Below are 13,905 nucleotides of genomic sequence, written 5' to 3'. Positions count from 1 at the left end.
TTGTGGCAAGCCGCAAGATGGCATTTGAATGGATATATTCAAATTTTTAAGGAGGTTCTGTCATGAACAAAACAGAATTAATCGCAAGCGTAGCTCAGAAAACAGATTTAACTAAGAAAGATGCTGAAAAAGCAGTTAAAGCTGTTTTCGATACTGTTGCTGAAGAATTGGCAAAAGGCGAAAAAGTACAGGTAATCGGTTTTGGTACGTTCGAAGTACGTGAACGCCAGGCTCGCGAAGGCCGCAATCCGCAGACTAACGAAGTAATCAAAATCGAAGCTTCCAAATCCCCTGCGTTCAAAGCTGGCAAACAGTTGAAGGAATTAGTTAACAACAAATAATATGCGTTAACGCTAACCGCAAACTTCGGTTCAACAAGATCCGTGTAAGGATATACGCGAAGGACTGTAGCAGCATTCGACATGTACGAAGGCTGTTGCAGTCTTTTTTATATTACTCCTCGGTCTTAGATGTGGTATAATAAGCCGATAGGAGAAGGAGATTAGTATGCGTGATACGAAGAAACATCGAAAGGTGCTCATCGTGTCGGCGTCCATAGGGACGGGGCACACACAGGCAGCACGGGCTATAGAAGAATATTGGATGCAACAAAGTCCCGATACGGAAATTACGCATGTTGACTTTTTGGCGACAGATACCTTATCGTTCGATAATTTGCTGAAGGAAACATACATCAAGATGATTGACGTATTTCCCATGATGTATGATTTGGTGTATCGCTTTTCCCAAGGTGAGCGCAAGGGTGGTATGATCCAAACCGTATTGTCTTGGTTGTTAAAACGTCGTATGTTACGCCTTATTCGGCAAGAGTCACCGGACGTTGTGATTTTTACCCATCCGTTTCCTTGCGGCGCTGCGTGTATATTGAAACGACAAAACCTTATCGACGTGCCGCTTATCGGAGTAATTACTGACTTTGCGGTGCATCAGTTTTGGGTATATCCACAGCTGGACGCGTACTATGTGGGTACGGAGGTTATGGTGGATGAGTTGGTGAAAGCCGGCATTGATTGTAGTAAGATTCACGTTACGGGGATTCCCGTGCGACGTCATTTCTTTGATAAAGCGATTGCGCAGTATGCGCTGACAAAACCGGTACGGGTTCTCGTGATGGGCGGCGGACTGGGATTGGGATCATTGGAAAGTGCCTTGCAGCGTCTTGACGAGGTAGCGGCCATTGATGAATTTACCGTGGTTACCGGTCGTAATACAAGTCTTTACGAAGCGTTGCTGGATATGAAAGAGCGCATGCAAACGCCGGTGCGCGTATACGGTTATACGACAGATATTCCCGAGCTGATGGCAGAGGCAGCCTTACTGGTAACCAAGCCGGGGGCGCTGACTTGCATGGAAGCTGTTACCGTAGGTATTCCTATGGTTTTCTTCAATGCTATTCCGGGACAAGAGGAAGCTAATGCCTTATTATTGGAACAAAAGGGTTGCGCTCGTTGGGCCAGAGATATTCACAATCTAGAAGATGTAGTGACGGCGCTGCTTATCAATCCAGAGCGACTGCAAAATATGTCGCAACAGGCACGCGCTTGGCATGTGGACGGCGCAGCTAACATCGTATCCTCTGTAGAGGCGATGCTGTCGGCAAAATGCACATTCGAAACCATCGGCGATTTACAAGAAAACACCCCGCAAGGGTAGTGACGTAGATATCATAGTGACTATCATGGTAACAAATCGGTTACCGGATAGGGGATATCAGTCACACCCGGCGGGGTGTTTTGTGCTAAGTAAGCGGGGAATTACAGTTCCGACGCGTCGAAGCGAGCAATATTTTCTTGGCGAATATCGCGTAAGTTAGCAAGCAAATCATCACTGGCGGCAAAGCGCGCAAAGAGTTGCCCGAAATAATGGGAGTCCTCTAAGGTTACGCTCCATTGATACGAATCATTTTCATCATATACAGAAAAAATAATCGGGCTGTCTAGGTCAGTCGGCACATTGCCGTTATCATCGGTGATTGTTGCGTAGGTACCGTCATCATCCAATTGATAGAACAGTACTTCTCTATCATCGATTTCTACTAACTCAAAACCCATTTCTTCATAAAACGATCCAACCGCGTCGCTGTCCATAATTTCCTCCTTATTGTCATGCACATATGAAAACGACTGAATGTCGCTGTGTAATTACCCCTATTGTACTTAAAAGAGGAAACAAATGTCAAATTGAGAAATATAGTTAACGATTTCTAGGAAGTAGTATATAATGGTAAGACATACGAAAGACATGGGAGGTACGACAGGATGAACGTTATCAGTTTACAAGAAGTAGAAAAATCATACGGTACGCGGCTGCTCTTTAAGGATGCATCCATGACAATTACCACGGAGCAACGCATCGGGCTTATCGGTGTAAACGGTACGGGTAAATCTACGTTCCTCAAACTATTGGCCGGAGTTATGGAGCCTGATAAGGGAAGCATCGAGAGAAACGGGAAAGCGTCGGTGTATTATTTACCGCAGGCTCCGCAATTTGATGAAGAGGCCAGCTTACTGGAAAATATTTTTCTCGCCGATCACCCGTTACTAAAATTGGTTCGTGAGTTTGAAAGGCAAAGTAAGATTGATGCTACATCACCGGCTTATGTGAAATTATTGAATCGCATGGATGCCGAGGATGGATGGTCTGTAGAGCAACAGGCGCGGACGATTCTAACTAAGCTGGGACTGGGCGATGTGGAACGACCGGTACGCCTGTTATCTGGTGGGGAACGTCGGCGACTGGCTTTGGGGCAGGCACTGCTATATCCGTGCGATATTTTATTATTGGACGAACCGACTAACCATTTGGATGAAGCCAGCATCGATTGGTTGGAAAAATATTTATTGGCGCGATCCGGTGGATTCGTGTTGAGTACACATGATCGTTATTTCTTGGATGCGGTATGCAATAGCATTTTAGAATTGGATAACCGTCGCTTTTATCGCTATGAAGGATCCTATGAAACCTTTTTGGAATTGAAAGCGGACCGTGAAGCGCGAGAAGCGGCGGGAGAAGCAAAGCGAGCCAAGTTGCTAAAACATGAATTAGCGTGGGTACGCCGCGGCGCGCAGGCGCGCAGCACTAAACAAAAAGCGCGTTTACAGCGCTATGAAGCCTTGGCGGCTATGGAGAAATCACGTCGTGTAGATACGCTGGATCCTATTGCTCTTAGCAGTCGTTTGGGAAAAACCATATTTGATATGGAACATCTTACCTTTGCCTTTGACGATAGACCAATTGTAACCGATTTTACATATCATGTGGTGAAGCATGATCGCATCGGTATCGTAGGGCCGAACGGTATTGGTAAGTCTACCTTTATGAAGCTGTTGGATGGAACCTATACACCGCAAGAGGGAACCGTAGGGCGCGGTGAAACCGTTAAAATTGCTCATTTTACGCAGGAGCTACCACCTTTTGACGAAGATCAAAGAGTGCTTGACTACATTCGTGAAGACCATCGCTATATGGTGCTCAATGATGGTTCCACACTTAGTGCCGGACAGGTGCTGGAACGGTTCTTGTTTACACCGGAGTTGCATGGGGTGCCGCTGCGCAAGTTATCCGGCGGCGAACGGCGACGCTTATACTTGTTAAAGCTGCTCATGTCAGCACCGAATGTGTTATTGTTAGATGAACCTACTAATGATTTAGACATTCCCACATTAAGTGTACTGGAAGAATTTCTTGATTCCTTTGGCGGTGTAGTCATTACCGTATGCCATGATCGTTATTTTCTCGATCGTGTGGTAGATAAGTTGTTTGTTTTTGAAGGAAACGGTGCCGTGCGTATTTTCCATGGTTCGTATTCGGATTACAAGGAACAGGTGCCGGATACACAGGACACGTTGGCAAAGCGCGGTCGTCTTACGCAGACCAAAGGTGAAAAACAGACAACGCCTGGGAGTGGGGTATCTGAGAATAAAGTAGTTGTAGGAAATAGTTCCTCATCCGAAGAGGGCGATATACATACGGAAGCGCAGGATAAGGAGCAGGCAAAGCGTAGTAGTAAGAAACCTCTTAATTTGGCAGAGCAAAAGGAACTGGAAGAGCTAGAAGAAAAAATTGCCGAAGGGGAAGGGCTAATCAAGGCGTATGAAGCTATGCTGGTGCAGTTGGCGAATGATTATGAAGCCTATGAACGAACAATGGCAGAAAAAGCAGACGCCGAAGAAAAGCTGGAGAGTGCAATGGAGCGATGGATGGAGCTATCGGAGCGAGCGTAATATATACACCTGTAAGCATATCTATGTGGACATTCTCAAAAATTTAACGATTCGTTGATTATTGATGGTTTTGTTAAAAGCATAATTGAAATTACTTGTTTGAATAGTATATACTAAGATTAAGGAGATGGACTGATTTAAACAAGAAGATTTTTTGTTGATGTTTTTACACTTTCAAAAAGGGAGGAAGTTGCCATGAATAGTAACAATTGGGGTGGTAAACGCGCAGGCGCGGGCCGCAAAAAATCGTTGTTTGAACGGAAGGGTCGTACATTTCGCTTAACTGACGCAGAATTTTTAGAAGTAAAGCCGATGATTGAAGCGGTACGGAAACGTACCGAAGAAGCTGCTATGGTGGCTATGAAATCTCGGCAGTAAACGTAGTACGAATAAACAAAGAGGCTGACCTCGTAATGTGGGGTCAGCCTTTTGCGTTATATGGAAAGGGGGTATTGAGTTATGGTAGTCGTCTATATTACAATAAATACAGAATTATCGATGTAATGTCGGTAATCATTAATAGACTATGCGTGATAACCCTATTGGAAACAGCCAGGTTGTTGCTGGTGGTAAAACAGTGTATGTGACGTTGCTACATCACTTGTTGCCAAGGGGTACTAAGGAGGATTATATGAATACGAATACATATATTGCACTGGATCGATTGGGGACGGAGGAGGCCGTGACTCGTGTAGCCGCCGTTGTGGTAGATGGTGTCGGAACGGCTACGGATCCGGTTATTTTGGAAGGCAAGGCTGCGGATGTAGCTGATGTGATAGCTAAGGTAATTGCTACCGGTCATGAACGTTGGCAAAACTGGTTAGTTATGGAAAAGGCGGCAGCCGTATTTGCTAAGGAATATACGGACAGTGTTACTTACGGCGATGTAGCCGATTATATTGAAGGCTTTGTGAAGATGGACATGCTGGTGCTGACAGAATTTAATGCGCTGTTAGAGGCAGCGGACGAAGCAGTTAATCGCATGTTGGTACGTGTTTTGCGCGGCTTTATGAGTAAGCAACGTCAAATTATTATCGGCCTTACCGCACCGATTGAAGCGGATAGTGCGGAAGCCAATAAAGAACTGCTAGAATTGCTCGGTCTTTGTTAGATTGTAATAACTACTGCTGGGAGGTATGGGATGATGAAAGGGTCACAAGAGAGACGCCGCTGCTCATGGGCTGAGCGTAGTCCGGAAGAATCAATATACCATGACACGGAATGGGGTGTGCCTACGCATGAGGACAGCACAATCTTTGAGTTTTTAGTTTTGGAAACTATGCAGGCCGGATTGAGTTGGACGATGATTATGAAACGTCGGGAAGGTATGCGTAAAGCCTTTGATGGTTTCGATTATCGTAAGATTGCTGCTTATGATGATGAAAAAGAAGCGGCGTTATTGCAGAATCCGAACGTGATTCGCCATCGACTAAAAATAGCTTCCCTAAAAAAGAATGCCCGTGCATTTATGAAGGTACAGGAAGAGTTTGGCAGCTTTGCTGCATATATCTGGGGATTTACTGATGGTAACACCATCGTTGGGCATTGGCAAAAGGAAGAAGATGCGCCGGCAACAACGGCTTTGTCGGATACGATCAGTAAAGACTTAAAGAAGCGAGGCTTTACTTTTGTAGGCAGTACGATTGTGTATTCTTTTTTGCAAGCCATTGGTGTAGTGAATGATCATATCGTAAGTTGTCCTCGGTATCGTATGTTAGTAACCCCCGAGAATGAGTAGAGTCCAAGAATTAGCAGAGTCAGAGAAAGAGTAACGTATGCGTTATTTTAATTATGTATATACACACAATCATATACAGATGAATGGCTACATTTACCGAATCAGTACGTATCATTATAATTGGCATCCGGAGGTAGAGGTACTTATTGTACTGCAAGGCTCCGTAGAGGTTTGTCATGATGGCGATTATACGGTGCTGGAAGCAGATGATTGTATTATATTGTCGCCGCAATGCGGTCATGCAACATTGGCAATGACACCGGATACGATTGCGTTGGTATTGCATTTGCCACCGGAGATGATGACGGCGTATGATGCGGATTTTATGCAATATACATTTTGTGTGTACAGTGATAAAAACTCAAGGTACACGCGTCCTTTTGAAGCAATGCGACGATGGGGTGCCGAGTTTATGCGCTTAGGTGTCACTGCAGCAGCACGCCATCCGGATAGACAAGAAAGTCGTACGCCAAAGCAGCGTGAATTGCGTACTGGTTTATCTCCAATGGAAGCGATTACGGCAGAAGGCCTTATCATGCATGTGGCGCGTACAGTGATGGAACTGGTTATGCCCGTGCGCATTCGACCGGATGGGCACGCGCCGGCAGTTGCTAGGGAAGCTACGTTTGAAAAGATGATTGCTTACATCGATGCTAACTATACATCTCGTATTGAACTGAAGGATATTGCTGCCATTGGCGGTTACACCGAAGGCTATGCATCACAATTTTTTAAACGGCAATTGGGTATTTCCTTTATGGAATATGTTATGCGTATGCGACTTAGGGCAGCGGCAGTGGCATTGGTTAATTCGGAAGAACGAATTGTTACCATCGCCGGCGAATGTGGATTTACCGATGTAAAAGCGTTTAATACGATGTTTAGAAAACATTTTAGGACGACACCGTCCGCTTATCGCAGGACAGCTCGGCGTATAGCACGGCAAACAGCATTGCAGGATTGGAAGGAATACATAGCCGCCGATGATGCATCGGTGCATCAAGTGTTGGAGCAATATATCCGTACCGGACTGACCGGGTATGGAACTGTGAAAGATAAAAATTATAGTCATGACAGGCAGCGCTGTAAAGAGTTAGAAGCCTCCTTGGCGGATACAAAGGCAACATTGCAACAATTGTGGCAGCGGTTAGAAGACATTTCTAAAAAATAACGAATATACCGATTTTGTATATAGATATTGCGTATACTATTTAACGTAGATATGAATATATAAGGAAAACACCGTAGGTAGTTAGTCTACCATACGGTGTTTTTTTATATAAACGGGGATGCCCCTTACTGATACGTGGTAGTGCTGAGAGGAAGTATGCTATAAACACATCCTTATTATCGGATAGAGGGATTTCAATAAATCCGTATAATGAAACACAGATACGATGCAGTACAGGTTAATCAGAGAGGAGCATTGCAATGGATGGTGTAACAATCACCCTGGCATTTCTAGTGTTTGCCATTATTATGTTTGTTTGGGAAAAGATTCCCTTGTCGATTACGGCGATGATAGTTGCGGTAGGTCTGGTGTTGACCGGCGTTATTACGCCAAAGGAAGCCTTCGCCGGTTTTGTAGACAGCAACGTACTTTTATTTATGGCTATGTTTATTGTAGGGGCCGCTTTCTTTGAAACCGGCATGGCCCAACAAGTAGGTGGCTTGGTAACTAAATTTGCCAAGTCGGAGCGCTTGCTCATCGTTGCGGTAATGACGATTACCGGTGTCATGTCCGGCTTCTTGTCGAATACGGGAACGGCCGCGGTATTGATACCGGTAGCAATCGGTTTGGCACAAAAGGCAGGCTTTAAAAAAGCAAAATTTTTGTTACCGTTGGTATTGGCATCGGCCATGGGTGGTAACCTTAGCCTCATCGGTGCGCCGGGAAATATGATTGCTCAATCCGGTTTGGCTAAGATTAATTTATCGTTTGGATTTTTTGATTATGCACTAATCGGTTTACCGGTATTGGTAGTGGGCATTATTTACTTTGTTCTTATCGGTTATAAATTGTTGCCTGACGAACCGACGCGGGAAACAGAAGATACCTATGAGGGAACGCCGGATTACAGTCATGTGCCGACATGGAAAAAATGGATGGCGGCGATTGTACTGGTGGCCACTATCGTAGGAATGATTTTTGAAAAGCAGTTAGGTGTAAAGCTGTATGTAACGGCTTGGATCGGTGCGTTGGTTTTAGTAGCCACAAAGACCATCAGCGAAACAGCGGCGGTAAAATCGATAGACATGAAAACAATTTTACTGTTTGTAGGTTCGTTGGCGTTAGCCGGAGCATTGGTTAAAACCGGTGCCGGTGCTGTAGTGGCCGATACGATTATTGGCATGCTTGGCGATCATCCGTCACCGTTCTTGCTGATGTCGGTTATCTTTATTCTGTCGGCAATCTTGACGAACTTTATGTCTAACACGGCAACAACAGCACTTTTAGTGCCTATTGGAATTTCGTTGGCTCAGCAAATGGGGGCAGATCCGAAAGCCGTGTTGATGGCTACCGTTATCGGCGGTTCCTGTGCATATGCTACGCCTATAGGTATGCCGGCCAATACGATGGTGTATAACATAGCAGGCTATACATTTATGGATTACATGAAAGCAGGGGCTCCGCTGATAGTAGTGTCTACCATTGTTTCATTGATTTTGTTACCTATATTCTTCCCCTTCTACCCATAAGCGTGTATAGTAATACACAACAGGACTGATTTCAGCAAGTGTAATATAGCGTAATATGTTGCGGAACGTTTACTACAAATAAACTGTGTGCGTAGTAACGGGAAATGGGCATAGACGTGTGATTTTATCAAAGTATGAAAGTACAAAGAGTACTTATACATAACAGTAGATACGTAGTAGATAGTTAAAAAGTGAGTGTGCAAGGAGGCTTACAAGCTATGGAAAAGGAAAAACAAGTGCAGATTATGACACAGCAAATAGCTGATTTCGTCAGCTATATGGCGCGAGTGTTGCCGGATGATGTAGAGGCGAAAATTAAAGAATTAGCAGCCGATGAAAAGAATCCGTTAGCAAAAACAATTTACGAAACAATGAAGACAAATATGCAATTGGCTGCAGAACTAAAGCGACCGTCTTGTCAGGATACCGGTGTGTTACAATATTGGGTAAAATGCGGATCTAATTATCCTTTAATCGGTGAATTGGAAGAGATTTTACGGGAAGCTACCTTTAAGGCAACGCAAGAAGCCCCGCTACGCCATAATTGCGTAGAAACCTTTGATGAATATAACACAGGTAAAAATATCGGTACCTCTGTACCCTATATCATGTGGGACATCGTGCCGGGCCGTGATGATGTGGAAATCTTCCCGTATATGGCCGGCGGTGGTTGCTCCTTGCCGGGAAGCGGTAAAACATTGATGCCCGGTGAAGGCTATGAAGGGGTAGCTAAATTTGTACTTGACCTCATGACTTCGTATGGTCTTAATGCATGTCCGCCACTGCTTGTGGGTGTTGGGGTAGCTACTTCGATTGATACGGCTGCATTATTTTCTAAGAAGGCATTGATGCGTCCGGTAAGCTCTAAGAATCCGAATGAAAAGGCAGCTTACATGGAACAGTTATTGGAAGATGGCATTAACAAATTGCATTTAGGACCACAGGGTATGGGCGGCGATAAATCCGTCATGGGTGTAAATATTGAAAACGGTGCTCGTCATCCGTCGGTTATCAGTGTAGCCGTTAATGTAGGATGTTGGAACCATCGTCGTGGTCACTTGGTATTTACAAAAGACGGCGCATGTCAGGTATTGTCTCATAGCGGGGTGAAATTCTAATGGAAAAGAAAATTTTAACAACGCCTATTTCGGCAGCAGATTTAGAAGATATTAAAGCAGGCGATATTATTTATCTTACCGGGCACATAACGACATGTCGTGATGTAGCGCATCGCCGCTTGGTAGAATACGGTAGAAAATTACCGGTGGATGTACGTGACGGTGCTATTTTACACGCCGGACCGATTGTGCGTAAGGTAGACGGCAGCGACGACCGTTATGAAATGGTATCGGTAGGACCGACAACAAGTATGCGTATGGAAAAATTCGAATACGAATTTGTAAAAGAAACCGGTGTGCGATTAATTGTCGGCAAAGGCGGTATGGGTCCCAATACGGAGCGAGCTTGCCAGGAGTTTAAAGCTTTGCATTTGGTATTCCCCGCAGGTAATGCTGTGTTGGCAGCAACGGAAGTAGAAGAAATCGAGTCGGCTAACTGGAAGGAATTAGGGATGCCGGAAACCTTGTGGACATGCCGGGTAAAAGAATTCGGGCCGCTTATCGTATCCATTGATACACATGGCAATAACTGGTTCGAACAGAAAAAGGTGGAATACAATGCCACCAAGGAAGAAGTCTTAGAAGATATTTATAAGCATGTGCAGTTTATAAAATAACAAATATCCGGTGTGATAATGGAGAACTCTGTAAGGAGTATAGTGGTGCTTTCTATAGGAAGCATACATCCAAACAGGTAGGCAATCTATGTTAAAACCGCTCTTTTCGGAATCGTACCGAAAGGAGCGGTTTTTGCGACTTGTTCTTATTTTGCGAATTGCTTATAATAGGAGCATATGTGTCGGCACGCCTATGTTTGACAGGCGTAGCGTGAATAGGTATGAAAAAGGTTATGTGTATATGCAATCGGGAGGTAAATATGGCAAAAGAAATTAGCGTAGGTACAGTAGGAACAGCGGAAGTAGCGGTAACGGCAGTGAATACGGCGGATGTTATGGGCAGCGGTACACTACCGGTGTTTGCCACACCGGCAATGTGTGCATTAATGGAAAAGGCTGCCGTACGCGCAGTGGAAGATTTCATGGAAGACGGTGAAAGTACCGTAGGGATTAAGCTTGCGATTAGTCATGATGCGCCATCTCCATTAGGTGCCGAAATTACGGCAACCGCAACAATTACAGCAGTGGAAGGACGCAAAGTTTCTTTTGCCGTAGAGGCACGTGAAGGAGATCGAATCATCGGCAAAGGTACTCATGAACGTTTTATTATCGATTGCGAACGGTTTATGAACAAATTGAAAAAATAAAAATTATTGAGTACACGGGTGGTGTGGCAGGTGGATATTTACCAAGTGTGATGGCTGTAGGCACTGAGATAAAGTCCCGTGACGATTAATTCCTAACAAAAGAATAGGATTGTAAGTTGACAGCGATAGAAAAGTATTGTACTATACATTTGTGAATTTTATATCCTTGATTTTTGAGTGGGGTGTATATACTATGAATATTTTATTTAAGAATTTATTTGCTTACCAAGATGTGGGCTTACTTATCTATCGTTTGGGCTTTGGTGCGTCGATGGCAGCACATGGCTATCTGAAGTTTGCCGGTGGCGAAGGAACCTTAACGGCGGTAGGAAGCATGCTTTCTATTTTTGGTATTACCGATGGCTTTTACACATTAGGTGTAATGGCAGCGGCTGCAGAACTGTTAGGCGGTATCTTACTTTTGCTCGGTCTATTGACTCGCTTTGGTGCGTTGTTAGTAGTAGGCACCTTAGTAGTGGCTACAGCAGTAGGCTTTAGCGGAGGCTTCATGAAGTGGGACTATCCGTCGCAGATGGGACTGGGGGCGTTGATGCTTCTCATTGCCGGTCCGGGACGATACAGTATCGATCGCTTTTTAATGCGTCGCTGATTCCGGCGTTGCCACGAGCACAGGCAGTTGCATATTTGTATGATATAATTCAAAACAAGGTATAGGACATAACAAAATGGGAGATATCGCATTTTGTTGTGTCCCTTTTTATTATCAATAGAAAAGAATAGTTGTCACTCGATAGAACAGAGTATTGTTTTATCATAGAGAGATGACTAAAATATATCTATTTTCATTTGTTGATGGAAATGGTATGATTAATGGAGATATTACTTAATCAGAAAGAAGATACCAATGAATAATACATACGTAACAATGATTCGCGGCGAGGTGCCGCAACACACGCCGGTGTGGTTTATGCGCCAAGCCGGTCGGAGTCAGGCCGAATACAGACGGATTAAAGCCAAATATTCCCTGTTTGAAATTACGCGCCAACCAGAGCTTTGTGCGTATATAACAAAGTTGCCGGTAGATGAGTACAATGTGGATGCGGCTATTTTGTATAAAGACATTATGACGCCGTTGGTACCTATCGGGGTGGATGTGGATATTAAAGCCGGTGTGGGACCGGTGATTGCTAATCCCATACGGTCCATGGAGGATGTGGCGAGGCTGCGCGCACTTGATGTAGAAGGCGAATTGCCGTATATGATTGAAACTATTCGCCTGTTAACGGAGGAAATGCTGCAGGTACCACTAATAGGTTTCGGTGGTGCGCCGTTTACCTTGGCCAGTTATATGATTGAAGGCGGTCCCTCCAAAAATTATAATAAGACGCGGCAAATGCTGGTATGTCGTCCTGATATTTGGGATGCGTTGATGGAGAAGCTGACGCAGATGACGATTGCCTACTTGGGAGCGCAGATTAAGGCCGGCGCCGCAGCCATACAGATCTTTGATTCTTGGGTAGGGGCGGTTAACCGTGCCGAATACGAAGTGCGGATTTTTCCCTGGATGGAGCGGATTATCGGCACATTGAAACAGCAGTATCCGGAAGTACCGATTACTATGTTCGGTGTCGGTACCGGACATTTGTTGTCGCTTTGGCGTAAGTTGCCGCTGGATGTAATCGGCTTAGATTGGCGTTGCACGGTGGCGGAAGCCAGCGAAATGGGAATTGCGCAGACCTTACAGGGCAATCTCGATCCGGCCTATTTGTTTGCGGATTGGCCGATTATTCGTCGGGAAATCGATCGGATTTTGGAAGAAGGAAAAGCACACGGCAAACACATTTTTAATTTGGGTCACGGTGTTGTGCCCGAAGCTGATCCTGATGTGTTGAAGCGGATTACCGCATATGTACACGAGGTTACAGCAAAATAATGAAAGAACGAGATGAAACATCGCAGGTAGTGGGGCTGTTAGTTTTAGACTATGGCACTCCCTTGCGAGAAGAAGATATTATGCCGTATTACACGCATATACGGCGAGGCTATCCACCGACGGCGGCTGAAGTGGAACGATTGAAAAAGCGATATCGGGCCATCGGCGGTACATCGCCGCTAGCAGCGTTGACGGCGGCACAGGCGCAAGCACTGGTCGACGCATTGAATGCATCGACTACTACTGTGCGGTATCGGCTGTTTACAGGCCATAAGCATTGTGCACCGTTCATAGAAGATGCGGTAACGGAAATGGCAGAGGCAGGTATTACGGAAGCGGCTACAATTGTTATGGCGCCGTATTTTTCCTTATTTTCTACCGCTGCCTATTTTGAACGTGCCCGTCGACGGGCAGCCCGTTATGGTTTGACATTACACGAAGTGCAAGCGTGGAACGAAGAACCGGAATTTATACGCTATTGGACGAATGCATTGGAGAAGACACTATCCACTACGGGCCGTGATGCATCGGTGGCCGTTATATTTACGGCACACAGTTTGCCGTATCATGTTATCCATATGGGGGATAGCTATCCGGCGTGTATCGAGGCGACGGCTAAGCGAGTGGCCGAAGCAGTAGGGCTTACCTCGTATCACATGGCGTGGCAAAGCGCCGGTGTACGCGGTGACTGGCTGACGCCGGATGTGGCGACGGTGACGAAAAAGGTAGCCGATGATCCGACTGTGCGCACGGTCGTATATGTGCCTATCGGTTTTGTATGCGACCATTTGGAAGTACTTTATGATAATGATATTGAATGTAAAGCCTTGTGCGATACATTGAATCTTGCATATACACGCGTAGATATGCCAAATACCAATGCTACATTTATAGAGGCTATGCATCGGGCGGTGTTACGCACGGGAATCGAACAACAGAGGTGATAG

General features: G+C 45.1%; 15 protein-coding genes. 14 read left to right on the top strand and 1 reads right to left on the bottom strand.

The genetic code is table 11. The annotated features are described in order from the left end of the window. Window positions 1-62: 62 nt before the first annotated feature. Window positions 63-341 carry an HU family DNA-binding protein gene (locus G344_RS0104710; protein ID WP_028255203.1) on the top strand — a complete coding sequence of 93 codons (279 nt, stop codon included), beginning with the start codon at window positions 63-65 and terminating at the stop codon, window positions 339-341. A 166-nt stretch (window positions 342-507) separates the two neighbouring features. Then, a complete protein-coding gene (locus G344_RS0104705) occupies window positions 508-1,674 on the top strand; it encodes an MGDG synthase family glycosyltransferase (RefSeq protein WP_038154962.1) in 1,167 nt (388 codons plus the stop codon). A gap of 101 nt (window positions 1,675-1,775) precedes the next feature. Here G344_RS0104705 and G344_RS0104700 read toward each other — a convergent pair whose 3' ends face one another. Next, window positions 1,776-2,108, bottom strand: a complete 333-nt coding sequence (locus G344_RS0104700) for a hypothetical protein (protein WP_028255201.1) — start codon at window positions 2,106-2,108, stop codon at window positions 1,776-1,778. 171 nt (window positions 2,109-2,279) lie between these two features. On the opposite strand from G344_RS0104700, the gene G344_RS0104695 reads away from it, so the two are divergent. From G344_RS0104695 to hemH, 12 genes are all read left to right on the top strand, one after another. Beyond that, window positions 2,280-4,244, top strand: coding sequence for an ABC-F family ATP-binding cassette domain-containing protein (locus G344_RS0104695; RefSeq protein ID WP_028255200.1), 1,965 nt, complete (start codon window positions 2,280-2,282; stop codon window positions 4,242-4,244). Window positions 4,245-4,439: 195 nt separating this feature from the next. Continuing rightward, on the top strand, window positions 4,440-4,622 hold the full coding sequence (locus G344_RS0104690) for a hypothetical protein (RefSeq protein ID WP_028255199.1): 183 nt from the start codon (window positions 4,440-4,442) through the stop codon (window positions 4,620-4,622). Between the two features lie 253 nt (window positions 4,623-4,875). Continuing rightward, window positions 4,876-5,355, top strand: a complete 480-nt coding sequence (locus G344_RS0104680; RefSeq protein ID WP_028255198.1) for a hypothetical protein — start codon at window positions 4,876-4,878, stop codon at window positions 5,353-5,355. 30 nt (window positions 5,356-5,385) lie between these two features. Continuing rightward, window positions 5,386-5,982 (top strand): DNA-3-methyladenine glycosylase I, encoded by a 597-nt coding sequence (locus G344_RS0104675; protein WP_028255197.1) that lies wholly within the window; start codon window positions 5,386-5,388, stop codon window positions 5,980-5,982. Window positions 5,983-6,019: 37 nt separating this feature from the next. Next, entirely contained in the window at window positions 6,020-7,153 is a 1,134-nt protein-coding gene (locus G344_RS0104670) for an AraC family transcriptional regulator (protein WP_028255196.1), read from the top strand. A gap of 260 nt (window positions 7,154-7,413) precedes the next feature. Continuing rightward, window positions 7,414-8,682, top strand: a complete 1,269-nt coding sequence (locus G344_RS0104665) for an SLC13 family permease (protein WP_028255195.1) — start codon at window positions 7,414-7,416, stop codon at window positions 8,680-8,682. A 218-nt stretch (window positions 8,683-8,900) separates the two neighbouring features. Continuing rightward, complete coding sequence (gene ttdA, locus G344_RS0104660) at window positions 8,901-9,800, top strand: L(+)-tartrate dehydratase subunit alpha (protein ID WP_028255194.1); 900 nt, start codon at window positions 8,901-8,903, stop codon at window positions 9,798-9,800. Further along, window positions 9,800-10,417 carry a L(+)-tartrate dehydratase subunit beta gene (gene ttdB, locus G344_RS0104655; RefSeq protein ID WP_028255193.1) on the top strand — a complete coding sequence of 206 codons (618 nt, stop codon included), beginning with the start codon at window positions 9,800-9,802 and terminating at the stop codon, window positions 10,415-10,417. Before ttdA ends, ttdB begins: the two co-directional genes overlap by 1 nt. Before the next feature lie 260 nt (window positions 10,418-10,677). After that, window positions 10,678-11,064 (top strand): thioesterase family protein, encoded by a 387-nt coding sequence (locus G344_RS0104650; RefSeq protein ID WP_038154961.1) that lies wholly within the window; start codon window positions 10,678-10,680, stop codon window positions 11,062-11,064. Between the two features lie 193 nt (window positions 11,065-11,257). After that, window positions 11,258-11,674, top strand: a complete 417-nt coding sequence (locus G344_RS0104645; protein ID WP_028255191.1) for a DoxX family protein — start codon at window positions 11,258-11,260, stop codon at window positions 11,672-11,674. Between the two features lie 255 nt (window positions 11,675-11,929). Next, a complete protein-coding gene (hemE, locus tag G344_RS0104640) occupies window positions 11,930-12,958 on the top strand; it encodes a uroporphyrinogen decarboxylase (protein ID WP_028255190.1) in 1,029 nt (342 codons plus the stop codon). Beyond that, the gene (gene hemH, locus G344_RS0104635; protein ID WP_038154959.1) at window positions 12,958-13,902 is read left to right on the top strand and encodes a ferrochelatase; all 945 of its coding nucleotides are present in this window, start codon (window positions 12,958-12,960) and stop codon (window positions 13,900-13,902) included. Before hemE ends, hemH begins: the two co-directional genes overlap by 1 nt. Window positions 13,903-13,905: the final 3 nt, after the last annotated feature.

Source organism: Veillonella magna DSM 19857, assembly GCF_000428745.1.
Classification (GTDB): domain Bacteria; phylum Bacillota; class Negativicutes; order Veillonellales; family Veillonellaceae; genus Veillonella_A; species Veillonella_A magna.
The sequence above is the reverse complement of the archived record's forward strand: the minus strand, read 5'-3'. Positions and strand labels throughout refer to the sequence as shown.